The sequence below is a fragment of the Lentzea jiangxiensis genome (assembly GCF_900104175.1).
Lineage (GTDB): Bacteria > Actinomycetota > Actinomycetes > Mycobacteriales > Pseudonocardiaceae > Lentzea > Lentzea jiangxiensis.
Genome location: NZ_FNIX01000005.1, coordinates 89,379 through 111,814 on the forward strand (window position 1 = coordinate 89,379; position 22,436 = coordinate 111,814).

At 71.6% G+C, this 22,436-nt stretch carries 26 protein-coding genes; 12 read left to right on the top strand and 14 right to left on the bottom strand.

Going from position 1 to position 22,436, the window contains the following annotated elements; genetic code table 11:
* The first annotated feature begins 26 nt into the window (after nucleotides 1-26).
* From BLQ91_RS17145 to BLQ91_RS17155, 3 genes are read left to right on the top strand one after another with little or no spacing between them, the layout of a single operon-like run.
* Nucleotides 27-914 (top strand): proteasome assembly chaperone family protein, encoded by an 888-nt coding sequence (locus BLQ91_RS17145; RefSeq protein WP_245733547.1) that lies wholly within the window; start codon nucleotides 27-29, stop codon nucleotides 912-914.
* 9 nt (nucleotides 915-923) lie between these two features.
* Complete coding sequence (locus BLQ91_RS17150) at nucleotides 924-1,283, top strand: MmcQ/YjbR family DNA-binding protein (RefSeq protein WP_090097873.1); 360 nt, start codon at nucleotides 924-926, stop codon at nucleotides 1,281-1,283.
* 13 nt (nucleotides 1,284-1,296) lie between these two features.
* The gene (locus tag BLQ91_RS17155; protein WP_090097874.1) at nucleotides 1,297-1,818 is read left to right on the top strand and encodes a YciI family protein; all 522 of its coding nucleotides are present in this window, start codon (nucleotides 1,297-1,299) and stop codon (nucleotides 1,816-1,818) included.
* Here BLQ91_RS17155 and BLQ91_RS17160 read toward each other — a convergent pair.
* The 4 genes from BLQ91_RS17160 to BLQ91_RS17175 are packed head-to-tail and all read right to left on the bottom strand — an operon-like array spanning nucleotide 1,815 to nucleotide 4,650.
* Nucleotides 1,815-2,270, bottom strand: a complete 456-nt coding sequence (locus tag BLQ91_RS17160; protein WP_090097875.1) for a dihydrofolate reductase — start codon at nucleotides 2,268-2,270, stop codon at nucleotides 1,815-1,817. The genes BLQ91_RS17155 and BLQ91_RS17160 overlap by 4 nt on opposite strands.
* The gene (locus BLQ91_RS17165) at nucleotides 2,267-3,064 is read right to left on the bottom strand and encodes a thymidylate synthase (RefSeq protein ID WP_090097876.1); all 798 of its coding nucleotides are present in this window, start codon (nucleotides 3,062-3,064) and stop codon (nucleotides 2,267-2,269) included. The genes BLQ91_RS17160 and BLQ91_RS17165 overlap by 4 nt, the downstream gene beginning before the upstream one ends.
* Before the next feature lie 34 nt (nucleotides 3,065-3,098).
* On the bottom strand, nucleotides 3,099-4,190 hold the full coding sequence (locus BLQ91_RS17170) for an acyl-CoA dehydrogenase family protein (RefSeq protein WP_090097877.1): 1,092 nt from the start codon (nucleotides 4,188-4,190) through the stop codon (nucleotides 3,099-3,101).
* Between the two features lie 22 nt (nucleotides 4,191-4,212).
* Entirely contained in the window at nucleotides 4,213-4,650 is a 438-nt protein-coding gene (locus BLQ91_RS17175) for a MarR family winged helix-turn-helix transcriptional regulator (protein ID WP_090097878.1), read from the bottom strand.
* Between the two features lie 83 nt (nucleotides 4,651-4,733).
* Here BLQ91_RS17175 and BLQ91_RS17180 point away from each other — a divergent pair, with 83 nt between their 5' ends.
* Nucleotides 4,734-5,498, top strand: coding sequence for an SDR family NAD(P)-dependent oxidoreductase (locus BLQ91_RS17180; protein ID WP_090097879.1), 765 nt, complete (start codon nucleotides 4,734-4,736; stop codon nucleotides 5,496-5,498).
* Between the two features lie 52 nt (nucleotides 5,499-5,550).
* A complete protein-coding gene (locus BLQ91_RS17185; RefSeq protein ID WP_090098206.1) occupies nucleotides 5,551-6,336 on the top strand; it encodes an aldo/keto reductase in 786 nt (261 codons plus the stop codon).
* A 95-nt stretch (nucleotides 6,337-6,431) separates the two neighbouring features.
* Here the strand turns inward: BLQ91_RS17185 and BLQ91_RS17190 are convergent, their stop codons facing one another.
* Genes BLQ91_RS17190 through BLQ91_RS17200 form a run of 3 tightly spaced genes read right to left on the bottom strand, consistent with a single transcriptional unit; the run spans nucleotide 6,432 to nucleotide 9,450 of the window.
* Complete coding sequence (locus BLQ91_RS17190; protein ID WP_176959795.1) at nucleotides 6,432-7,760, bottom strand: ABC transporter permease; 1,329 nt, start codon at nucleotides 7,758-7,760, stop codon at nucleotides 6,432-6,434.
* Complete coding sequence (locus tag BLQ91_RS17195; RefSeq protein WP_090098207.1) at nucleotides 7,760-8,464, bottom strand: ABC transporter ATP-binding protein; 705 nt, start codon at nucleotides 8,462-8,464, stop codon at nucleotides 7,760-7,762. The genes BLQ91_RS17190 and BLQ91_RS17195 overlap by 1 nt, the downstream gene beginning before the upstream one ends.
* Nucleotides 8,464-9,450 carry an efflux RND transporter periplasmic adaptor subunit gene (locus BLQ91_RS17200; RefSeq protein WP_090097881.1) on the bottom strand — a complete coding sequence of 329 codons (987 nt, stop codon included), beginning with the start codon at nucleotides 9,448-9,450 and terminating at the stop codon, nucleotides 8,464-8,466. Before BLQ91_RS17200 ends, BLQ91_RS17195 begins: the two co-directional genes overlap by 1 nt.
* Before the next feature lie 139 nt (nucleotides 9,451-9,589).
* Between BLQ91_RS17200 and BLQ91_RS17205 the strand changes: the two genes are divergently transcribed.
* The 3 genes from BLQ91_RS17205 to BLQ91_RS17215 are packed head-to-tail and all read left to right on the top strand — an operon-like array spanning nucleotide 9,590 to nucleotide 11,062.
* Nucleotides 9,590-10,381 carry an SDR family NAD(P)-dependent oxidoreductase gene (locus BLQ91_RS17205; RefSeq protein WP_245733549.1) on the top strand — a complete coding sequence of 264 codons (792 nt, stop codon included), beginning with the start codon at nucleotides 9,590-9,592 and terminating at the stop codon, nucleotides 10,379-10,381.
* 16 nt (nucleotides 10,382-10,397) lie between these two features.
* Nucleotides 10,398-10,589 carry a hypothetical protein gene (locus tag BLQ91_RS17210; RefSeq protein ID WP_090097883.1) on the top strand — a complete coding sequence of 64 codons (192 nt, stop codon included), beginning with the start codon at nucleotides 10,398-10,400 and terminating at the stop codon, nucleotides 10,587-10,589.
* Nucleotides 10,586-11,062, top strand: a complete 477-nt coding sequence (locus BLQ91_RS17215) for a DUF1360 domain-containing protein (RefSeq protein WP_090097884.1) — start codon at nucleotides 10,586-10,588, stop codon at nucleotides 11,060-11,062. The genes BLQ91_RS17210 and BLQ91_RS17215 overlap by 4 nt, the downstream gene beginning before the upstream one ends.
* Here the strand turns inward: BLQ91_RS17215 and BLQ91_RS17220 are convergent.
* On the bottom strand, nucleotides 11,057-11,638 hold the full coding sequence (locus BLQ91_RS17220; RefSeq protein WP_090097885.1) for a hypothetical protein: 582 nt from the start codon (nucleotides 11,636-11,638) through the stop codon (nucleotides 11,057-11,059). The two genes, BLQ91_RS17215 and BLQ91_RS17220, sit on opposite strands and share 6 nt — an antisense overlap.
* Before the next feature lie 72 nt (nucleotides 11,639-11,710).
* Between BLQ91_RS17220 and BLQ91_RS17225 the strand changes: the two genes are divergently transcribed.
* Nucleotides 11,711-12,406, top strand: a complete 696-nt coding sequence (locus BLQ91_RS17225; RefSeq protein WP_090097886.1) for a HemK2/MTQ2 family protein methyltransferase — start codon at nucleotides 11,711-11,713, stop codon at nucleotides 12,404-12,406.
* Nucleotides 12,348-12,572, top strand: coding sequence for a CDGSH iron-sulfur domain-containing protein (locus tag BLQ91_RS17230; RefSeq protein ID WP_090097887.1), 225 nt, complete (start codon nucleotides 12,348-12,350; stop codon nucleotides 12,570-12,572). Before BLQ91_RS17225 ends, BLQ91_RS17230 begins: the two co-directional genes overlap by 59 nt.
* 74 nt (nucleotides 12,573-12,646) lie before the next feature.
* Here the strand turns inward: BLQ91_RS17230 and BLQ91_RS17235 are convergent, their stop codons facing one another.
* Genes BLQ91_RS17235 through BLQ91_RS17245 form a run of 3 tightly spaced genes read right to left on the bottom strand, consistent with a single transcriptional unit; the run spans nucleotide 12,647 to nucleotide 15,012 of the window.
* On the bottom strand, nucleotides 12,647-13,645 hold the full coding sequence (locus BLQ91_RS17235; protein ID WP_090097888.1) for an iron-containing redox enzyme family protein: 999 nt from the start codon (nucleotides 13,643-13,645) through the stop codon (nucleotides 12,647-12,649).
* Nucleotides 13,620-14,597, bottom strand: coding sequence for a carboxylate-amine ligase (locus BLQ91_RS17240; RefSeq protein WP_245733623.1), 978 nt, complete (start codon nucleotides 14,595-14,597; stop codon nucleotides 13,620-13,622). Before BLQ91_RS17240 ends, BLQ91_RS17235 begins: the two co-directional genes overlap by 26 nt.
* Nucleotides 14,581-15,012 carry a DUF4383 domain-containing protein gene (locus BLQ91_RS17245; RefSeq protein ID WP_090097890.1) on the bottom strand — a complete coding sequence of 144 codons (432 nt, stop codon included), beginning with the start codon at nucleotides 15,010-15,012 and terminating at the stop codon, nucleotides 14,581-14,583. The genes BLQ91_RS17240 and BLQ91_RS17245 overlap by 17 nt, the downstream gene beginning before the upstream one ends.
* Before the next feature lie 92 nt (nucleotides 15,013-15,104).
* Between BLQ91_RS17245 and BLQ91_RS17250 the strand changes: the two genes are divergently transcribed.
* Nucleotides 15,105-15,503: a hypothetical protein gene (locus tag BLQ91_RS17250; RefSeq protein WP_090097891.1), complete on the top strand. Its 399-nt coding sequence runs from the start codon at nucleotides 15,105-15,107 to the stop codon at nucleotides 15,501-15,503.
* On the opposite strand, the gene BLQ91_RS17255 is transcribed toward BLQ91_RS17250, so the two are convergent.
* The 3 genes from BLQ91_RS17255 to BLQ91_RS17265 all read right to left on the bottom strand — a co-directional run bounded on the left by BLQ91_RS17255 (nucleotide 15,452) and on the right by BLQ91_RS17265 (nucleotide 21,194).
* Entirely contained in the window at nucleotides 15,452-18,328 is a 2,877-nt protein-coding gene (locus tag BLQ91_RS17255) for a helix-turn-helix transcriptional regulator (protein ID WP_090097892.1), read from the bottom strand. The genes BLQ91_RS17250 and BLQ91_RS17255 overlap by 52 nt on opposite strands.
* A 71-nt stretch (nucleotides 18,329-18,399) precedes the next feature.
* Nucleotides 18,400-18,588, bottom strand: coding sequence for a hypothetical protein (locus BLQ91_RS17260; RefSeq protein ID WP_090097893.1), 189 nt, complete (start codon nucleotides 18,586-18,588; stop codon nucleotides 18,400-18,402).
* The gene (locus BLQ91_RS17265; protein ID WP_245733551.1) at nucleotides 18,585-21,194 is read right to left on the bottom strand and encodes a type 2 lanthipeptide synthetase LanM family protein; all 2,610 of its coding nucleotides are present in this window, start codon (nucleotides 21,192-21,194) and stop codon (nucleotides 18,585-18,587) included. Before BLQ91_RS17265 ends, BLQ91_RS17260 begins: the two co-directional genes overlap by 4 nt.
* A 144-nt stretch (nucleotides 21,195-21,338) precedes the next feature.
* On the opposite strand from BLQ91_RS17265, the gene BLQ91_RS43355 reads away from it, so the two are divergent.
* Nucleotides 21,339-22,424 (top strand): helix-turn-helix domain-containing protein, encoded by a 1,086-nt coding sequence (locus tag BLQ91_RS43355; protein WP_090097895.1) that lies wholly within the window; start codon nucleotides 21,339-21,341, stop codon nucleotides 22,422-22,424.
* Nucleotides 22,425-22,436: the final 12 nt, after the last annotated feature.

A 22,436-nucleotide genomic window follows, 5' to 3' on the forward strand; every position in this document is an offset into this window, starting at 1 on the left:
AAAGCGATTGTTCAGGAGGCGTTGCGGTGGACCCGGAGAACCTGTACGAGGTGGACTCGGAGGTGCCGGACCTCACGGGTGCGGTGCTGCTGCACCACTTCGAGGGCTTCATGGACGCCGGCGCCGCGGGCCGCCTGCTCGCCGAGCACCTGCTGGAGACCCTGGAGAGCCGCGTCGTGGCGCGGTTCGACGTCGACGGCCTGATCGACTACCGCTCGCGCCGCCCGCTGATGACCTACGCGACCGACCACTGGGAGGACTACGCCGCCCCGGAACTGGTCGTGCACCTGCTGTTCGACAGCGCGGGGCACCCGTTCCTGCTGCTCACGGGCCCGGAGCCGGACCGCGGCTGGGAGGCGTTCATCCAGGCCGTGAGGTCGTTGGTCGACCGTTGGGGCGTCCGCCTCACCATCGGCTTCCACGGCATCCCGATGGGCGTGCCGCACACCCGCCCGCTGAACGTCATCGGCCACGCCACGCGCCCCGAGCTCGTGTCGGAGTACCAGCCGTTCTTCAACCGCGTGCAGGTGCCGGGCAACGTCTCCGGCCTGCTGGAGTTCCGCCTGGGCCAGGCGGGCCACGACGCCATGGGCTTCGCCGCCCAGGTGCCGCACTACCTCGCTCAGTCGCAGTACCCGACCGCCGCCGTGACGCTGCTGGACGCCGTCGCCCGCGCCTCGGGCCTCGCCCTGCCGATCGGCTCGCTGATCGAGGCCGCCCAGACCGCCGACGCCGAGATCCACCGCCAGGTCGCGGAGTCCGAGGAGGTGGCGCAGGTGGTGGAAGCGCTTGAGCGGCAGTACGACGCGTTCGTCCAGACTGTCGGAGACACCGACATCCCCAGCGCGGACGAGCTGGGCGCCGAGTTCGAACGGTTCCTCGCCGAGCAGCAGCGTCCGCCGGACCACCTGTAGGAGCTCCGCATGGCCACCTGGGACGACGTGCGCAGGATCGCCACCTCCATGCCCGACGTGACGGAGGGGGTGCGGGAGGGCGTCGTCGACTGGAGGGTCAGGGAGAAGCTGTTCGTCTGGGAACGGCCGCTGCGGGGGACCGACCTGTCGGCCCTGGGCGCGGCGGCCCCCTCCGGGCCGATCCTGGCGGCGCGGGTGCCCGACCTCGGGGCCAAGGAGGCGCTGCTCGCGTCGGACCGGTCGGTCTACTTCACGACGCCGCACTTCCAGGGGTACCCGGCGGTCTTCGTGCGGCTGGAGCACATCGGGGTGGGGGAGCTGGAGGAGCTGATCGTGGAGGCGTGGCACGCGCGGGCGCGCAGGCGCTGATGGAATTCTTCTGATGGAATTCTTCTGCCACCACCGCGACCGGCCGGGCTCGATGCCGTTGCGCGAGAGGCTCGTCGAGCAGCACTGGTCCTACATGGACCGGTTCGAGCTGATCGCCCGCGGCCCGACGTTCACCGGCGGTCTGCTCACCGGCAGCGTGCACGTCGTCGACCTGCCGGACGCGGCCGCCGCACGGGCGTTCGCGTTCGACGAGCCGAACTACCGGGCCGGCGCGTACCGCGACGTGCTGCTGCGCAGGTGGCGCAACGTGCTCGGCCGCACGATGTGGGACTTCCCCGGTGGCCGCGAGGGCGGTGGCCACCTCGTGCTCGGGTTCGGGTCGGGTGAACCGGCCGACCTCGTCCCCGCACGCCCCGACGAGCTGATCGCGTACGGGCCGTTGCTGTCCGACGACGGCACGGCGTGGCTGGGAACGGCGGCGCTGGTCAGGTCGGCCGACCCGCGGTCCGTGCTGACCGCCGACCGGTACGACGCCGTCGAGGTGCACGAATGGGAGTTCGGCGGCCGGCGCTAGTAGCTGACGAACCGGTAGCGCAGGCCGCTGCTCGACTCCAGCCACTCCCCGACGCGCACCGGCTCGCGGTCCACGGCGGGCGCGTAGGTGTCGCCCTCGAACGTCGCCCGGATCTCGGTCACCTCGACGCGGTCCGCGAACGGCAGCGTGGCCGCGTACACCGCGGACCCGCCGATCACCCACAGGTCGCCGGTGACGTCCGCGAGCGCCTCCCGCAGCGAGGAGAACGTCTCCACCCCCTCCTGGGGCGTGCGCGACAGCACCAGGTTGCGGCGGCCTGGCAGCGGGCGGAAGCGCGGCGGCAGGGACTCCCAGGTGCGGCGTCCCATGAGGACCGCCGCTCCCGCGGTGGTCTCCCGGAAGTGCTTCATGTCCTCGGGGACGTGCCACGGGATGGCGTTGTCGCGGCCGATCACGCCGTTCGCGGCCTGCGCCCAGATCAGGCCGATCACACCGCCACCGGGGCCTTGATGCCGGGGTGCGGGTCGTAGCCCTCGATCGTGAAGTCCTCGTAGGAGTAGTCGAACAGCGACGGCGCGGGGGCCAGCCGGAGGGCGGGGAACTCGCGGGCCTCGCGGCTGAGCTGCAGTTCGACCTGTTCGACGTGGTTGTCGTAGATGTGGCAGTCGCCGCCGGTCCAGATGAAGTCGCCGACGCCGAGGCCGGTCTGCGCCGCGATCATGTGCGTGAGCAGCGCGTAGGAGGCGATGTTGAACGGCACGCCGAGGAACAGGTCCGCGCTGCGCTGGTAGAGCTGGCAGGACAGCCTGCCGTCGGCGACGTAGAACTGGAAGAACGCGTGGCAGGGCGGCAGCGCCATCTGCGGGATCTCGCCGACGTTCCAGGCGGAGACGATGATCCGGCGCGAGTCCGGGTTCTCCCGCAGGGTCTTCAGCACCTCGGCGATCTGGTCGACGTGCCCGCCGTCCGGGGTGGGCCACGAGCGCCACTGCACGCCGTAGACGGGACCGAGCTCGCCCTCCGGGGACGCCCACTCGTCCCAGATGGACACGCCGTGCTCCCGCAGCCAGCGGACGTTGCTGTCACCGCGCAGGAACCACAGCAGCTCGTACGCGATCGACTTGAAGTGGACCTTCTTCGTCGTGATCAGCGGGAAGCCCGCGGCGAGCGGGTAGCGCAGCTGGTGGCCGAAGATCGACCGCGTGCCGGTGCCGGTGCGGTCCTCCTTGCGCACGCCCTCCTTCAGGACGTGGCGGAGCAGGTCTTCGTACTGCGTGTCGGGCATGCACGCACCCTAACTCCAGGACCCCCGCCCGGCGTCAGAACCTCGACATGTCCGGCCCGAGGCCCAGCTTGAGCATCGAGTACGTCTCCAGCACCCGGCGCGACACCACGGTGTGCTGGGCGGCGACGTGCGCGTCGCGCAGGCACCGTTGCAGGGCGGACGCCTCGAACACCGAGCTGCCGCCGCCCGCCGCGAACGCCTTCTGCGTGACGTCGGTGGCCTCGCCCGAGGCGAACGAGCAGGCCAGCCGCAGGCGCGCCTTCAGGGCGTCCGGGGTCTGCGTGCCGTTCACGGCGTGCTCCCAGGCGGCGCTCAGGGCCTCGTGCAGGAACGCCGTCGCCGACGACAGCCGCGCCTCGGCCAGCGCGAGCTCGATCTGCACGCCGGTCTGCTCGGCGAGCCGGGTGGTCGCGTGCTGAGGGGTCTTCGCGACGGCCAGCGCCTCGATCTCGTCGATCGCGCGGCGGGCAACGCCCAGGCACACGGACGCGACGCCCACGGCCAGGAAGCTGAAGTACGGGAAGACGGTGATCGGACCCTCGATGCCGGGCGTGCCGCCGATCGGCCACACCGCACGACGTGACGGCAGGAAGGCGTCGTCGAGGGAGAACTCGTGCGAACCGGTGGCGCGCAGGCCGGCGGCGTTCCAGGTGTCGTGGATCGTCACGTCCGCACGGGGGTACACGGCCAGACGCGGGCCGACGGACGTGAGTGTGCCTGCGATGACCCAGTCGGAGTGGGTGACGGCGCTGCCCCAGCCCCAGCGGCCGGTGACGCGGTAGCCGCCGTCGGCCTCGACCGCCCTGCCGAGCGGTGCGGCCGTGCCCGCGATCAGCGCACGCGGGTCGCCGAAGATCTCGTCGGAGGCATCTCGGGGCAGGTGCCAGGCCAGTGACGCCGAGACCGCGGTCGTCATCGCGGTCCACCCGGTCGAGGCGTCGGCCCGCGACAGCTCCTGGACCTCCCGGCTCCACTCGGGCAGGCCGAGCTCGGCGCCGCCGTAGCGCTTCGGGGCGATCCGGCGGTGCACGCCGTGGTTGACGAGCGCGGTGAGCACCGGTTCGGTGAGGGCGCGCTGCTGCTCGGCCAACGGCGCCTCGGCGCGGATCAGAGCGTGGAGATCCATGCGCGTGATCTTGCCGAGCGGATCAGAGCTTGGCGAGCGCCTCAACGAGTGGCTTCAGCTCCGGAGTGGCCGAAGCCTCCTCCAGCGACGCGGAGAGGACGGCGTCGTGCGTGGGACGGGCCTGCGCGAGCAGCGCGTGGCCCTTGCCGGTGACCTCGGTGTAGATGCCGCGCCGGTCGGTGGGGCAGAGGTAGCGGGCCAGCAGGCCGCGGTCCTCCAGGCGCGTGACCAGGCGCGTCGTGGCCGACTGGCTGAGCACCACGGCGTTGGAGAGCTGGTTCATCCGGAGGTGGAAGCCGTCCTGGCGGTTGAGGACGTCCAGAACGGTGTACTCGCTGACGGAAAGTTCGTGGGCCTTCTGCAGCGCTCTTTCGAGACGGTCCTCGATCCGCGCGTGCAACGCCGCGAGCGTGCGCCACCCCTGAGCGCGCGCCTGGACGGCGTCGTCGTCCAGTGACATGGGTCAATCCCTCTCGAATAGACAGCGTGTGCAACTATTGCGTACGCTTGTAATCGTCTTCAGCAAGTCTACTGGGGAGAGACATGGATCTGTCGGGACGCACGGCACTTGTGACGGGCTCCACCGCCGGCATCGGGTACGCCACGGCGGAGGCGCTGCTCAGGGCGGGTGCCGCCGTCGTCGTCACCGGTCGCGGCCCCGACCGCGTCGCCGAGGCGGTCGGCGAGCTGAGCGCGAACGGTGACGTGCGCGGTGTCGCGGCGGACCTCGCGACCGCCGAGGGCGCGGCCGACCTCGTCAGCCAGGTGCCCGACGTCGACGTCCTGGTCAACAACCTCGGGATCTACGGCGCCAAGCCGGTCTTCGAGATCGACGACGCCGAGTGGCAGCGCTACTTCGACACCAACATCATGTCCGGCGTGCGCCTCGCCCGGCACTACACGCCCCGCATGGTCGAGCGCGGCTGGGGCCGGGTGATCTTCGTGAGCAGCGAGTCCTCCGTCTTCACCCCGACCGAGATGGTCCACTACGGCATGACGAAGACCGCGCAGCTCGCCCTCTCGCGCGGCATGGCCCAGGAGGTCAAGGGCACCGGCGTCACCGTCAACTCGGTGCTGCCCGGCCCGACGCTCACCCCCGGCGTCGAGGAGTTCATCCGCGACCGCGTCGGCGAGGGCGGCGAGGCGGAGTTCGTCCGCACCGAACGCCCCACGCTCCTGCTCGGCCGCCTGATCCGCCCCCACGAGGTCGCGAACCTCATCACCTACGTCGCGTCGGACCTGTCGTCCGCGACGACCGGGGCCGCGTTGCGCGTCGACGGCGGCACCGCTCCGACGCTCATCCCGTAACGAGGTAAGGATTTTCCCTTTGAACACCGTGAAGCTCAACAACGGCGTCGTCATGCCCCAGCTCGGCTTCGGCGTCTGGCAGGTGCCCGATGCGGAGGCCGCCCCGGCCGTCGCGGAAGCGCTGGAGGCCGGCTACCGCAGCATCGACACCGCGGCCGCCTACGGCAACGAGGCCGGCACCGGCCAGGCCATCGCCGAGTCCGGCCTGGCCCGCGACGACGTCTTCGTCACCACCAAGCTCTGGAACTCCGACCAGGGCTACGACTCCACGCTGCGCGCGTTCGACGACTCGATGCGCAAGCTCGGGCTCGACGTGCTCGACCTCTACCTGATCCACTGGCCGGCCCCGGGCCGCGACCTCTACGTCGACACGTGGAAGGCGTTCGCCGAGCTGCGGGAGCAGGGCCGCGTCCGCGCGATCGGCGTCTCCAACTTCCAGCCCGGGCACCTGCGCCGCCTGATCGACGAGACCGGCGTCACCCCGGCCGTGAACCAGATCGAGCTGCACCCGTACCTCCAGCAGGCCGAGCTGCGCGCGTTCCACGCCGAGCACGGCATCCAGACCGAGGCGTGGTCGCCGCTCGGCCAGGGCGGCGAGCTGCTGTCCGACCCGGTCGTGCAGAAGATCGCGCTGGCGCACGGCAAGTCCGCCGCCCAGGTCGTGCTGCGCTGGCACCTGCAGATCGGCAACGTCGTGATCCCGAAGTCCGTGACCCCGTCCCGGATCCGGGAGAACATCGACGTGTTCGACTTCGAGCTGCCGGAGGCCGAGCTGGAGGCGCTGTCCACCCTGGACCGGGGTGGCCGGATCGGGCCGCACCCGGACGAGCTCGACTAGTCCGGCAGAACACGAAACCCGCAGAACACGAAACCGGAGAACACGAAGCCCGGACCGCTCGATCGCGGTCCGGGCTTCGCCGGCAACGAGCCGCCTCAGGCTCGCATGACTGTGGCGATCGGGATCCGCGCCGCCCGGACGGCCGGGATCAACCCGCCCAGCACGCCCGCGACCAGACCCGCGACCACGCCCGCGACCCCCGCCTCCCAGGGGAAGGCGGTGCCCTGCAGCGACGGGAAGCGGCTGCCGAACATCATCAGGGCCACCTGCAGGCCCGCCGCACCCGCGCCGATCGCGAGCGCCGCGGTCAGCAGGCCCGTCAGCAGCGTCTCGGCCAGCACGATGCCGGCGAGCAGCATCCGGGACATGCCCACCGCGCGGCGCAGGGCGAACTCCTCGACCCGCTCGCCGACGGTGGCGAGGCCGACGTTCAGGATGCCTGCGACACCGATCAGCAACACCAGGAACGCCATGCCGAGGAAGATCAGGCGCATGATCTTCAGCTCGGACTCCATGCGCTCCTTGGAGTTCACGACCTGGAAGTGCATCTGGTCCTGCGGGATGCCGACGCCGGCGAGCTTCGCCTTGAGCAGCTGCTGGAGCTCGTCGGAACCCGGCTGCAGGTAGAGCTCGAGGTTGGTGCCGCCGCCGCGCATCCTGTCCACCTCGGTGGTCTCGGCGGCCGCGGGCATCCACGTGCGCAGTTCGTCGAGGCGCATGTAGATGCGCGGCTGGAAGTAGCCGTCCTGCACCACGCCCGTGATCTGCGGCGACACGTGGTGGGTGGCGCCTTCGATCATCATCTCGCCGGGGACGCGGTACTGCCGCAGGCCCTTGGCGGCCTCCTCGTTCAGCACGATCCTCGGTGCCAGGGAGGGCGCGGTGCCGAACTCGAGCCAGTTGCCGGAGACCGGGCGGAACGGCTTGAAGGGGCGGATGTCGCCGGTCAGCGCGACCATGCTGACCTCGATCGCCTGGCCGGCCGGCTTCTTCTCCTGCGCCTTCTGCTCGGTGCAGATGCCGTTCTTGTCGCAGTACACCTGCGGGCCGGAGTAGTCCCCGCCGCGGCCCGCGTACTCGAACGGCATGCCGCCCTCGTTGATCGGCCGCACGCCGGGTTCGCCGATGATCGCCTTCGAGCCGATCATCGCGACCGCGTCGGTGCGGCCCTTCATCATGCCCTCGACGATGCCCGGCGCGCCCTTCTCGCCGGGGACGTAGCCCATGACCGTGCCGTCCTTGCCGGACTGCAACTCGACGTCGACGAGCATCGCCCGTTCGGCGATCTCGGAGCCCGCCTGCACCGCCACGACCGCGAGGACGCCGAGGAACAGCGAGACCATCGAGAGGAACGTGCGCAGTTTTCGGGCGCGGATGCCCTGTCCGCCGATGACGAGGGCGGACCGCAGCTTGCCGGAGAACATCAGTTGAACCGCCCGTCGCGCAGCTCCAGCACGCGGCCCATCTTGCGCGCGTGGTCGTGGTCGTGCGTCACCAGCACGAGGCCACAGCCCTGCCTGGTCGTGTTGAGCAGCACCTCGACGACGAGGTTGCCGGTCTCGGTGTCGAGCGCGCCCGTGGGCTCGTCGGCGAGGATGATGCGCGGCTGCCGGACGAGTGCCCTGGCGATCGCGACGCGCTGCTGCTCACCGCCGGAGAGCCGGGAGGGCTTGGACTTCGCGAGGTGCCCGATGCCGACCTGCTCCAGCGCGTCCGCCACCTGCTGCCTGCGCTTGCGCCGCGCCGACCAGCCCTGGCCGTTGACGAGCGCCATCGCGACGTTCTGCGCCGCGGTGAGGTGCTTGAGCAGGAAGAAGCGCTGGAAGACGAACCCGAACTCCGCGCTGCGCAACGCCGCGGCCCTGCGTTCGGGGAGCTTGGTGATGTCGTCGCCGTGCAGGAGGTACTGGCCTTCGTCGGCACGGTCGAACAGTCCGATCAGCGACAGCAGGGTCGACTTGCCGGAGCCGGAACGGCCGAGGATCGCCACGCTCTGTCCCGGGTGGACGGTCAGGTCCACCCCCGACAGGATGGTGCGCGGTTCCTCCTGCCCCTTCAGCACTTTCGTGATCCCGTTGAGCTGCAACAGCGGTGCCTGCACCGCGGGCTGGGCGAAGGACTGCGTCATCACGGTCCCGTCGGCTTGCTCTGGTCGCCGCCCTGCTGCTGGCCCTCGGGCAGGTTCGGGCCGGGCACGGCGAGCTCCTCGTCGCCGGTGAGACCGGACTTCACCTCGATCACCTTGCCGTCGGTGAGGCCGAGCACCACGTCGGTGGTGCGGCGCCGGCCGTCGGCGCCGAGGACGTCGACCTTGCCCTTGCCCTGCTGGCCGGCGACGGCCTCGACCGGGACGACCAGCGCCTGCGTCGACTTGCCGGTGGTGACCTCGATCGACGCGGTGGCGCCGTTGATCATCTGCACGTCGGCGGGCGCGGTGCACACGATGCGCAGGCCCGTGGAGCCGCTCGGCTGCCGCGGCTGCTCCGGGGTCTTGGGCTGCTGCGGCTGCTGCTCCTTGGAGTCCTTGCCGTCGGGCGTGACCGGGGGCTTCTCCGGGATGGTGCCCTGCGGCAGCGCGGCGATCGTGCCGAGCACCGTGCACGGGAAGGGGCCGGGCCCGTTCTTGATCTGCACCGTCACGTCGGTGAGCGCGCCGCTGATCTTGTACGCCTGCTGGCCGTCGATGTCGCCGACGATCGCGTAGCCGACGTGCTTCGCGGACGCGATCGGCATGCCCGCCGTCACCGTGGCCTTGTCGTCGACCAGCCTGCCGCTGAACGTGGACCCCGCCGGGGCCTCGACGTAGTTCGGCGTCTGGCCGCTCCACACCGTCGCGACCCGGATCGGTTTCGTGGGGGTGCCGTTCGGAGCCGCGACGTCGAAGTACCGCACCTGGCCCGCGACCGGCGCGACCAGCCCGAACGTGGGGTTCATCTCGACCTTGCCCGCGATGCTGAGCTTGGTGGTCAGGTCCTGCCTCGCCGGCTTGACCTTCGTCATCGTCGTGCCCCGCGGCGCCAGCTCCGGGTCGGTCTGGTCGGGACCTGACGGACTGCACGCAGCCACGCCCACCGTGACCAGCGCGCACAGCGGCGCGAGAACAATTTTCCGCACGAACGTCCCCCATGTCGTTTCGACCAACCTATGGATAAGGACACCCCACCGGCCGTCGAGGTTGCATCGGACTTTCGGCCGATGTCGCATCGACCTGGTGGCCACGGGTATCCGGGCGTTGACCGGAAGGAGAAAGCTTGTGAATGCGCTTGCCGTGGTAACCGGCGCGTCCGGTGGGATCGGTTACGAACTCGCCAAAGTCTTCGCGGACAACGGCTTCGACGTGGTGGTCGTGGCGGAGGACGACAGGATCGAGGAGGCCGCCGCGCAGCTGAGGCTGCGCAGTGGCGGTGTGCGGGTCGAACCGGTGCTCGCCGACCTGCGCCTGTTCGAGGGCGTCGAGTCCCTCGTGACACGGGTGCGCGCGATGGGCCGCCCGGTCGACGCGCTCGCGATCAACGCGGGCGTCGGCGTCGGCGACTTCGTGCGCGACACCGCGCTCGGCGACAACCTGGAGGTCGTCGACCTCAACGTCCGCTCCGCGGTGCACCTCGCGCACCGCCTGATCGGCGACATGGTGGACCGCAAGGAGGGCAGGGTGCTCTTCACGTCGTCCATCGCCGCCACCGCGCCCGGCCCGTTCCACTCCGTCTACGCGGCCTCGAAGGCGTTCCTGGCGTCGTTCGCCCAAAGCCTGCGGGAGGAGCTGCGCGACACCGGCGTCAGCGTCACGAGCCTGATGCCCGGCCCGACCGACACCGAGTTCTTCGACCGCGCCGGCATGCAGGACACCAAGGTCGCGACGGGGGACAAGGACGACCCGGCGCAGGTCGCGCAGCAGGGGTTCGAGGCGCTGATGAAGGGCGACGACCACGTGGTCGCCGGGTCGCTCAGGAACAAGGTGCAGGCGATCGCGGGCAGGGTCGCCCCGGACCCGGTGAAGGCCAAGGTGATGCGTTCGATGACGGAGCCCGGTTCAGCCGACTCCTGACGGGTATTCGCGCCCCATGGACCAACCGAACCCCGGAGAGATCCGGAAGTACCCGTCCGGCGTCGGCCACCCCGTGGACGAGGGGCACCCGCTCGACGCCGCACAGGGGGAACGGGTCGGCGAAGACGTCCTGGCAGTGCTGGAAAAGCTGTGCGAACACGACTACAACGGCTCGAACGCCGTCAGTGCGGAGGTCTCGAACGCGTGAACCGGATCCAGCAGGCGTACGGCGAGGACAGGCCGCTTCCCGGCTACCTGCTCGCCATCGGTACGTACACCGCACTCGTCGGCGCCGTCGCGGCGGTCGGGCGCTTCACCGGCGTCCGGCTTCCCGAGAAGTTCTCACTCGGCGACACCGCGCTCGTGGCCGTGGCGACGCACAAGGCGAGCCGGCTGCTCACCAAGGAGGCGGTGACGAGCCCGCTCAGGGCGCCGTTCACCCGTTACGAGGAGCCGGCGGGGCACGCGGAGCTCAAGGAGTCGGTGCGGTCGGACCACCCGGCGCGGCACGCGATCGGCGAGCTGCTGACGTGCCCGTTCTGCGCGGGCGTGTGGATCGCGAGCGGGCTCACCGCCGGCTTGGTGTTCGCACCGCGGTTCACCCGCCTGGTGTCGACGGCCCTCACCGCCGTGGCGGCCTCGGACACCCTGAACCTCGTCTACGACAAGTTGAAGTCATGACCCGCGGCGGCCGCGCCGGCTCCCCTCGTAGGCCTGCCGGCGGACCGCGGCGAGCCAGCGCGGCGCCAGTTCCAGCTCCGGCGGCAGGTTGAGCACCGGGTCGAACGCCACCGGTCGCGCGTCCTCGCGCGGCCGCAGCGTCAGCTCGGCGACCTGGCGCCACCGCGCGTCCTTGCCCGACGCGTGCAGCGTGAACCTCCCCGGCGGCTCGCCCTCGCCGGGAACGGCCATGAACCACAGCAGCTCGCCGCGGTACCGGTAGGGCGCGAGCGTGCCGAGCCGGGCGTCCTGCCAGCGGCGCACGAACTTCGGCAGCATCCGCGTCCGCGCACCCTTGCCGGTGCTCGACAGCAGCAGGTCCCAGTCGCCGGACGGGGTGGGCACGCGCAGGGCGAGGCCGAGCACGTCGGGCTTGCCGGGACCGGTGCCCGCGCCTTTGGACAGTCGCACGACGACCTCGGCACCTCGGGGGAAGGGGTCGGATCCCGTCAGCTCCCCGGTCAGCAGCAGGCCGCGCGGGTGGAAGGCCCGGGCGTGCCGCGCCTTCGCGAGCAGCCGGAAGACAGTCGTCAGCACATCCTCGTGTACCCGCGGAAAATGCGGGAAAACGCGGTGTTTCAAGGCATTCCGGCGGGGGATTCCAGCGTGGTGAGGCTGCTCAGAGCACCAGGCGTCTACACGCCCCAGGACGACACCGCGCTTCTGGTCGAAGCGCTGCACACGGCGGCGGTTCTGCCCGGTGGCCGTGTGCTCGACATCGGAACGGGCACCGGCGCGCTCGCCATCGCGGCGATCCGCGCGGGAGCCGCCGAGGTGACCGGCGTGGACGTCTCCCGGCGGGCGGTGTGGACCGCGCGCCTCAACGCCGCGCTGAACCGGGTTCCGCTGCGCGTCCGGCTCGGCAACGCGCTGGAGGTGGTCGCCGGCGAGAGCTTCGACCTGGTGCTATCGAACCCTCCGTACGTGCCCGCGTCGAACCCGTGCGCGGCGCAGGGGCCGGCCAGGGCGTGGGACGCGGGGCTCGACGGGCGCCAGCTGCTCAACCCGTTGTGCGCCAAGATGTACGAGCTCCTGAACCCCGGCGGCGTCCTGTTGATGGTCCACTCGGCACTGTGCGGGGTGGAGGCGACGCTCGCGCAGTTGCGCGACTGCGGTCTCAAGGCGGCTGTCGTGCAGCGGCGCTGGGTGCCGTTCGGTCCCGTCATGAACGGCAGGACGAGCTTCCTGGAACGACACGGTCTGATCGAACCCGGTCAGCGGCACGAGGAACTGGTGGTGATCCGAGGTGACCGGCCAGAACGCCCGCAGGGTGACGGTGGTGCCGAACGGGCCGGTGCTCGTTGAGGGCCCCGTCGAGCTGGTGACCGACGACGGCAAGACGCACTCCAGCGACCGTTTCGTGGTCGCGGTGTGCGCCTGCCGTCGCAGCAAGCGTTTTCCGTTCTGCGACACCAGCCACCGCAAGCGTGTGCGGACCGATGTCGCGGAGCACCAGGACGACGGCGGCTGATCCTCCCGCAAGTGCGTGCGAAGAGGTCTGGCCCCGAGAACGCGGTGTTCTCGGGGCCAGACCTCTTCGTCAGGTCACTGCAGGCGCCGGTGCAGCGACGTCTCGCCCGCACGCCAGGACGACAGCAGGTGGTTCGCGAGGCGTTCCTCCAGCAGTTCCGTCGCCTGGATGCCGAACACCACGTCCGGCTTGAGCTCGGGCTCCTGCTCCAGCAACGAGTCGATGACGTCGCGGCGCATGATCTGCTCGTGCACGGCGTCGGCCTCGATGTGCTCGGTGAAGAACTCGATGCAGCGGGGGTCGGCCTCCAGGCGGGCCAGCGCCTGCGCCATCCGGTGCGCACTGGGCGCCGTGGTGATCTCGGCGGCGGCGAAGTGCCCGACCAGGGCGCCCCGCAGTGAGCGGTGCAGCCCGAACAGCGACATCATGTTCACGATCGCGATGGCCGGAGCCGGCACGTCGTCGAGGTAGGACAGGTACTCCGACGACATCCCGGCGCCCTCGAGCAGGTCCGCGTAGAGGCGGGAGTGCATCCGGTCGGCCTTGCCGCCGCCGAACTCGTCGAACTCGACCGCGACCAGTGCCGCCTTCGCCTTGCCGCGCAGCCGGGGGATCACCCACGCGTGCGGGTCGGCCTCCTTGTGGTGGTAGACCGACCTGTGCGCGAAGTACTCGCGCATCTCCTCCCAGGTGCCGTCGTCGCGCAGGTGGTGCGACACGCCGGTGCCGGGGACGTGCTCCACCAGCAACGCCTCCAGCGCCGTGTCGAGGTCGCCGCCGCCCTCCACCTCGGCCCGCAGCACGCCCAGGAACGCGTGCTCGACCTGCGCTCGCAGCCTCAGCAGGTCCGGGTCCCACTCCCAGTCCGGGTCCACGCCGTCGAAGCCGCCGTAGTGCAGCTCGTAGAGGACGTGCAGCGCGATGGTCAGGTCCTCGCCGAACGGGTCGGCGGCGGCGAAGGGGATCGGCCTGCCGCGTTCGCCGTTCAGGGCGTCGATCACGGCCTCGGACAGTTGCCCGCGGGGCGAGGGAAGTTTCACCTGGGTGTCATACCCGCCGTCCGACGAGGTCATGCACGAGCCGGAGCTCACCACGGGCCTCCAGCGCCGGCGTCACGTGCTCGACCAGCGCCTCGAGCAACGCGGTCGCGGGCACCCTGCGCTCGCGCCACGGGTCGACCGCCACGCCGTCCAGGCCGTACCGGGAAGCCGTCCAGACGGCCGCCGCGCACACGTCGTCACGCACCGGCGTCGGTTCCCCTCCCTGGGACGCCACCTGGACGAGAGCACGCGACAGGGCCGCGAGCAGCACCGCGTCCTCGACGGTCGGCGCCGCGTCCGCGACCCGGAACTCCACGGTCGGCAGCTTCGGCGACAGCCTGATGAGCCAGAACGACTGGGCCTCGTCCACCAGGGTCCCGCACGCGACCATCCGCGCGACCTGCGCGTCGTAGTCCGCCGCACCGGTGAAGACCGGCGGCACGCCCGAGCCGGGGAAGCGCGACTGCTGCACCATCCGCCAGCTCGCGTAGCCGTTGTCCGGGGAGTTCGCCGACAGCGCGAGCAGCGTGGGCAGCCAGGGGCGGACGTGGTTCAGCACCCGCACGGCCGTCTCCCGGTCGGGGACGCCGACGTGGACGTGGCACCCGCAGGCCTCGTAGTCCTCGACGACGCCCGCGTAGGTGTCCAGGACCCGGCCGAAGCGGGGGTTCTCGCGGCTCACGACCTGCTGCTCCGACGGTTCCGGCGGGGTGCCGCGGGAGAGCAGCGCGAGGCCTTCCTCGCCGGCCGCCTTCGCGAGCGCCTCGCGGGCCTGCCGCAACGCGTCACCCAGATCGGTGACAGAGGTGCACGGACCCGTCGCCGCCTCGACCTGCGTGCCGGCCAGCTCGGCGTGGAACTTGGTCAGTTCCGTGTCCTGCACACGCGCCAGCACGGCGCCGGCACGCACCGAGGTGCGTCCGGACGCCGTGTCGACGAGCAGGAACTCTTCTTCGACACCAATGGTGTCAGCGCACTGCGGCACGCTTGCCAAGCGCCACTCCCAGTCCGATCATGCCGACGCCGAGCACGAAGTGCAGCCAGTCGTCAGCGGTGTTGAGGGGGACGAAGTTGGCGTCGCTCGTCTTGTCGATCACCAGGCCGTACAGCCACAGCACGAGGTAGATCGCACCGCCGCCGATCAGGTACGCCCGCGCGCCCGCAGCCGTGCGCGCCATCAGGAAACCCGCGACACCGAACAGCAGGTGCACGATGTTGTGCAGGATCGACACCATGAAAACGCCGAGCAGCATCGCGCCGGACTCGTGACCCGCGAAGGTCATCCGGTCGTAGCCGGTCGTGACGCCGGGGATGAAGCCCAGCACACCGACCAGCGCGAACACCGCGGCCACGGCTAACGCGGCCTGTTGGACCTTCGTGCGGGTAGCGACATCGACCATCGGACTCACCTCGAGGTTTGGTCGTGAACGTGGTCGACCTGCGGCTACCCGGCGAAGGTAGGCGCAAACTCCCGCGGGGTATTCGTTCCGGCATGGACGACAAGACGATCCAGGCGCTCGGCAAGCTCAGCGAGGCGCTGGAGACCACCGAACGGGCCCGCGGCCACCTCTACTCGTTCCACCAGCTCACCGGCCACGCCGACCTGATGCTCGACGAGGTGGTCTCGTTGTTGCGCGAGGCGGGCCACCACGAGCACGCCGACCGGGTCCAGCGGGACGTGCTCGGCCGCAACGTGCTGCCGGGCAAGTGGACCTTCGAGGTCGTCGAGCAGTACGAGGACACCTACTACGAGGTGTTCCGCGAGGCCGAGCGCGCCGCGCGCACCGACCTGGCGGGCGGGAAGCGCCACGAGTTCGAGGCGCGGATGAAGCGCGAACGTCAGCGGCTCAGCGCGGCGGCGTACGCGGACAGGGACTCCCGGTCGGGCTGACCCGTCTTCGCGATGAGCGAGGCGACGTGCTTCTCCACCGTGCGCGGCGAGATGTGCAGGCGCGTGCCGATGGCCTTGTTGCCCATCCGGTCGGCCAGCAGCACGAACACCTCGAACTCGCGCACCGTCACACCGTGCCCGCGCAGCTGCCGCGGGACCTGGTCCGTGCCCGTGCGGCGTTGCTGCACGGGCGCCCCGGCCTGCCTGAGCAGGCCGCGGCACGCCGACGCCACGGCGGTGTTGCCGGCCTGGTGGAAGTACTCCTCCGCCGACCGCAGCCACGTCACCGGATCGCCCCACCCGGCCGCCTCCGGTGCCACCAGCCGCAGGCCCAGGTGCCGGGCCATCGGGTAGATCGCCGCGGCCTCCTGGGCACACCGGAACGCCTCCGCGGCCTCGGCGTGCCTGCCGTCGCGGCCGAGGAGCACGGCGCGCGCCAGCGAGGTGAACTGCCGGTTCCACCGCATCCCGGCGGCCGAGGCCGTGGTCTGCGCCTCGAAGTCGGGCCAGGAGAACCGGCCGTCCAGCACGCCGAGGAGCACGCGCATGCCGTGCGTGCCGGAGAGGTGGAACGTCGTGGGGTTCTGCGACTCCACGTCGAGCGCGCGGTCGAGCTCCGCCGCCGCCAGCGGGTGGTTCTCCTCGAGCAGCGCGCAGAACGCGCGGGCGAGCCCGAAGCAGAGCGAGTGCTCCTGCGCGCCGTTCTTCGCGACCGACTCGAACCTCCCGACGGCGTCGTCGGTCGCACCGCGGTCACCGCGGTGCGCGGCCAGCGTCGCCTTCGCCATCAGCAGGTAGCGGGTCAGCGCGTGGAAGCGCAGGCGGGTCGTGGTCCGCAGGCACCGGTCGATCTGCTCGGCCGCCACCGCGTAGTCGCCGGTCAGCACGTGCTGCAACGCGAGGATCGCGTCCACGTTGTGCGCCACCGTGATCGCGCCCGCCCGGCAGGCCTCGGCGTGCGTGCGGTCCAGGGAGGCCGTGGTGCCGTGCTGCAACCAGTCGTTGCCCGCCATGCGCACCAACGCGTAGACGTGCTGGATCGGCATCCGGTGCGCATCCGCGAGTGACAGCGCCTTGCCGAAGCACGCGTTCGCCTCGTCCAGGTCCTGTTCGCGCGCGATGATGCCGAGCAGCTGCCACGCCTCGCACGCCACCGTCGGCAGTCGCGCGCGATCCGCCGCCAGCGCCGCCTCCCTGGCGAGTCCCGCCGCGGACGAGATCCGGTCCGGGCTCGGGATGTTCAGCGTCAGGTAGGCCGAGTTCACGTCCAGCTGCGCGGTCAGCTCGTCGGGGGCGTCCGGGCCGAGCAACGTCCGCGCGATGCGCACCTGCTCGACGCCCTCGGTGAACCAGCCCGCGGTGTAGGCCACCCTGGACAGTCGCGTGTGGAGCTTCGCGCGCCGCGAGGCGTCCAGGCCCTGCAGGCCCGCGACGTCCAGCGCGAAGGCCCGTTCGAAGTCACCGGTCTCGGCCAGCGCGGGGAGCAGCGTGTCGAGCACTTCGGCGCGCGCGGTGACGTCGTGCTCCAGCAACTGCTGCGCGCGGTCCAGCAAGGTGACGGCGGATCCCGCCGCGCCACCGGCCAGCGCGCGTCTGCCCGCCTCGGCGAACAGCAGCCCCGCCTGCGTCTGCGCTCCCGCGTCGAACCGCAGCTTCGCGACGAGCGGGCACCAGTCGCCGGGCAGTCCGGGGTGCAGCTCCTCGACCGCGTCGGCCGCGCGTTCCGACAGGTCCGCGCGTTCGGCAGGGGTGAGCTGGGCGAGCAACGCGTCCGCGGTGAGCGGGTGGCGGAACGCGTACCAGTCCGGCGCGGGCTCGTCCGGCGTCACGAGCTGCGCGGCCACGCCCGCGTGCAGGTGGCTGAGCAGCTCGCGGTCGTCCGTGCGGGTGACCTTCTGCACCACCGAGAGCGGGAACCTGTGCCCGAGCACCGCCGCGATGGACAGCACCTCACGGCCCTGCGGCCCCAGCCTGTCCGTGCGGTGCGCGACGCTGCGCACGAACGCCGCCGGCACCGGCAGCTTCAACTCTCCCAGCACCTGCCAGCCGTGCGCCCCGGAGACGAGCAGGCCGCCGCTCACCATGCCGTGCAGCAGTTCCTCGACGACGAAGGGGTTTCCGGCGCTGTCCGTCCACAGTCGATCGACGAGCTCCGCCGGGACGGCGGCGCTCTCCAGGCAGGCGGCCGTCATCTGCTCGACCTCGTCCTGCGACAACCGGTGCAGCTCCACGAGGCCACCGGAGCCGCGCTGCACCATCCGGCGCACGAGCTCCAGCGCGCTGCCGGGTTCGGTGCGGATCGTGGCGAGCAGCAGTACCGGCTGGTCTTCCAGGTTGTCCGCCAGGTACTCGATGACCGCGAGCGTCTCGGCGTCCGCCTCGTGCAGGTCCTCGAGGACGAGCAGGCACGGCGTCTTGCGCGCGACGGACGCCAGAAGCCTGAGCACCGCCTCGGCCAGCACGACGACCGACTCCGTCGTGGACGACGGGTCGTGCCACTCGGGGATCAGCGCGCCCAGCACGGGTTTGTACGGGCCCAGGGCGGAGTCGTCCGGCGGATCTCCGCGGAAGAGGCCGAGAAGTGCCTCCGCGATCGGGCGGAACGGCACCATCGGCCCGATCGTCGTGCCACGGCCCTTGATCACGCGCATGCCGTCGTCGTAGGCGAGGCCCGCCGCGTACCGCGCGAGCCTGGACTTGCCGATGCCCGCCTCACCGGTGAGGAAGAGGGCACCGCCGCGGGACTCGCGCGTCCGGGAAAGTGCCCCGGTGACGGCCGCGATCTCGCGATCGCGGCCGACCACGTGGGACGCGCGGGTCTGCATGTCTGGACCCTAACGGTCCCGTGACGGTCTCCCTATCGGCTGCCCAGGCGTATTCGGGGGGAATAAGGCTGCTACACGACGCTCACGGTCGTGTCCGAGAGCGCCGGGGTGAGCGCCGTGAACGCGCCCACCGCGAGGGTCAGTCCCATCATCGCGCGCGCCCGTGCCCCCGCGGAGGTCTTCGGTTCGAGCTCCATCTCCCCGATCGCGTGCTCGGCCGCCTCGGGCTGGTCGGCCGTGCGGTGCAGGGACTCGTTCATCGGGTGGACTCCTCTTCATCGGGGGGTGCTTGCAACAGCAGGGCTGACGGCACCGCGAAACCTCGGCGCAGCAGGCCGTGGCCGATGCCGGCCAGGCCCGTGAGCAGTCCGGGCGACGGGACGCCGCCCGGGGTGGCGCACCGGGCGCCGTGCTCGTCCAGTGCCCCCAGCAGCAGCGCCGTGCGACGGGTCGCGGCGCTGGGGTGGTGCGCGGCCAGTGCCTCGACCACGCCGAGCTCGCCGTGGCAGAGACTCATGTCCCGCAACGGTTCCCTCGACGCCAGCAGACCGGCCAGGCGCTCGTCGTCGCGGGCGAGCGACACCCCGGCCAGACCCGTGCACCAGCCGGTGTCGGTCGGGTCGAGGGCGTCGCTCTCCAGGAACGTCTGTGCGGCCACATGTGCATTCTCGTCGCCGGTCGCCGCCGCGTAACGCCGAAGCGCCCATCCGATTCCCGCATGGCCCCGGGCGAACCCATTCGTCCGGCAAATAGCGCCACGCAGGAGCGATGCGTAGTGGTCCGCCAGTTCCCGCGCCTCGGGCGTGCCCACGGCGAGCATCGCGGCCAGCGAGCCCGCTACACCGTCCACGAAGGTGAGCGACGTGTCCTCACGGGGCATCAGCGACACCGCTCGCGCCAGCAGCGAGGGGTCGAGGCCGAGCAGGGGCGTGAGGCGGGCCAGGCCGTAGCAGATGCCGCCGAGTCCGTGCACCCCGCCGCCCGCGGCCGACACCAGTTCCGGCTCGGCGGCGAAGACCTCCAGCAGAGCGGGCAACGGCCGCACCGCGTCCCGGGCGAAGTCGACGTACCGCGCGGCACCCGTCAGCGCTCCCAGCTCCGCCAGGAACAGCGCCACACCCGTGTACCCGTTCGACAACCCGGCGCCGAGCGGCTGCACCGTCCAGTGCCGGTCGTCGACCAGTTCGAGCCCGAGCCAGTTGACGCGGTCCTCGCCCGTGACGGCGTGGGCGAGGATCTGGTCCGCGATCCCGCACGCCGCCACCAGCACCCGCGCCGGGTCCGGGTCGACCAGGGCGACGTGGCCTGGCACCGGGACGCCGCTGCGGTGCGACACCGGCTTCGACCGCGACGCCAGCAGCGCCCTGATCACCCACTGCTGGTCGTGCCGGTCCACCTCGTTCATCGCGAGGACCTTGCGCGTCACCGCGTGCAGCCCGGGCTCCGGCAGCATCCCCGGCAGCCGGAGCCCGGACGCGGTCCACAGGTCGGTCGAGCCGGGCCTGCAGGTGAAGAGCGGCACGTCACCGCGCCACAGGTCCGAGACCTCGAACGGTACGAGCCGGTCGAGCAGCGGGTCGTCGACCACCAGCACGGCGAACGCCAGGTCGCGGTCCAGGGCGTCGGCCAGCACGGACGGGTGCGTCGACTCGTCCAGCAACCGCGCGTACTGGCGCGTCGCGCGCGCCACGAACCGCACCTCTTCGTCGGCGCACGCCCTGAAAAGCCGCAGCAGCTCGTCGCGATGGTCGACTATCGCGTCGTAGCCCGAGCGGAACCCTGCGAGCAGCGAGTCCTGGTAGTCGGCGGGCTCGGCCGGGATGCCGCCGAGCAGCGGCCTGTTCCTCGCCCCGGTGGAGGCGCGGGGTCGCCGGACGAGCCGCATCCGGTCGGTGCCGGCGTCGGCCCAGTCGACGACGTCCAACGGCGACAGCACGCCGTGGTCACCGCCGACGCCGGACACGTCCGCGACCCCGTTGTCGCCCAGCAGCACGTGGGGGAGCAGGGCCGTGCGGTGCACCGACCGCACGAGCGCGAGGACCGCGGGGTCGGTGTCCGGGCTCAGCGTCGGGTGGAACAGCGTCTCCACGTCCACCAGCACCGGCTGGTCGCCGCACGCGATCAGGTTCTCGTAGTGCATGTCCGTGCCGTCGGCCGCGTAGAGCAGCGCCAGCAGGGCGCCGAGCCTGCGGTAGAACTCGGCGACCCCGGCGACGCCCGCGCACGGTTCGTGCTCGACGTGCTCGATCCAGCCGTAGCCGTCGCGGGCGAGCAGGCGCGGTGCCCGGAACGTGATTCCAGTCCGCTGGGAAAGCCAGGCCAGCTGCTCGGTGAACCGCACGTGCAGGCCGATCGGGCGCGGCCGGTAGACGAGCTTCCGCCCGCGGTCGAAGGTCAGGACCGCCACGGTCCGCCCCTGCTGGTGGGCGTCGCCCTGACCGGTCTCGATCGACACGAGGGCACCGGGGTCGTGACCGTCGAAGAGGGTGCGGACGATGTCCCCGCGGTCGCGCGTGTACCGCGACGACAGCTCGTGGTGGGTGGAAACGGCCTGCTCACAGGCCTGTGCGAGCAGCCGCGCCAGCACCGGGTAGCGGGTGAAGAGGCGGGAGAGGTCGAGCGTCCGGGTGAACTCGGTGAACCGCTCGGCGCTCGTCGCGGCGGTCAGGGTGCCGCGGACGGTGTGCAGCTCGAGCACGAGCGTGCGCGCCGCGATGGCCACGAGCCGCCGTCCGAGCTGCTCGGCGAACGCCGCGTCGAACGGCGGCGCCACCTCCGTGCGGGAGGCGTCTATGAGCGGGCGCAACGCGTGGGCGAAGGCCGCTGTCCAGCTCTCACTGGTGCTGGTGTCGGCCGCTGAGGTCACGAGGGCCAACCTCGCACGCGCGGGCGCGGCGGCACATGGGGACCAACCCCCCACATTTGCACCCGGACGCGAATATGGGGGAGCGCCACCCATGTCCCCCCGCCCGGTTCGTCCGAGACTCGGTGTCCAAGGGAGGGAAAGGGCATGAAGGAGTTCGGGGAACTACTGCGCACGCACCGCATCGGTGCCGGCCTCACCCAGCAGCAACTGGCCGACTTCGCGATGGTGAGCGTGCGGGCGATCCGCGACCTGGAGTGCGGCCGGACGCGCTCGCCGCGCGCGGAGACCGTGCGGCTGCTCGCGGACGGCCTGCGCCTCGACGACCGCAGCCGGGCGGAACTGCAGCAGGCGGGAGGACGCGGTGCCGGCCGGGCGGCGGTGGCACCGCCGGCACCCGCGGGACCCGCCGGCGTCCTCGTCGGACGTGAGGCGGAGGCGGCGGCCCTGACGGCGCTGCTGACCGACTCGTCCTGCCTGCCGGACGAGTCGCGCCTGGTCACCATCACCGGCGTCAGCGGCGCCGGCAAGACGAGACTCGCCCTGGAGGTCGCGGGAGACCTGCACTTCCGCCAGGGCTGGTCCGTGCTGTGGCAGCCGTCGTCGGCGACCCCGCCGATCGACGACGACCAGGACACCGTCCTCGTCACCGACCGGCGCCCGGACGAGGGCCTGCTGGACGCCCACCCGCGCCTGCGGGTCGTCGTCACGGCACTGGCCCCCACCGGAGTGCCCGGTGAACACGTCTTCCCGCTGGGACCGCTGGCCGACGACGCGGCGGTGCGGCTGCTGCTGCGGCACGTGCACCGGGTGCGCCCCGCCTTCCGGGCCGAACCGGCGAACCAGGCCGCCCTGGTCGGCCTGGTCCACGAGCTGGACGGCCTGCCGTCGGCGCTGGAGTTCGCCGCGGGGTGGTTCATGGTCTACTCGCCGCAGCACCTGCTGGAACGGCTGCGCGGCAACCCGCTCGACCCGACCTCGGCCCACCTGCGCGACTCGCTGCGCCGCTCGTTGTCCACTTTGGACGAAGAAGGCCGCGCGCTGCTGGTGCGGATGGCGGAGGGGGACGAAGACCCCGGACCGGCGAGGCTCGTGAGGGAGCTGGGCGTGCGCGGACTGGTGCGCCGCGCGGGACCCCGGCACGAGGTGCTCAACCTGGTGCGGGCCGCGGTGCTGGAACCGGTGGCCGGGCCGCACCTCGGTGCGGGGGTGGCTCTGAGCTGGCCGGTGTAGCCCGCGGGGCGG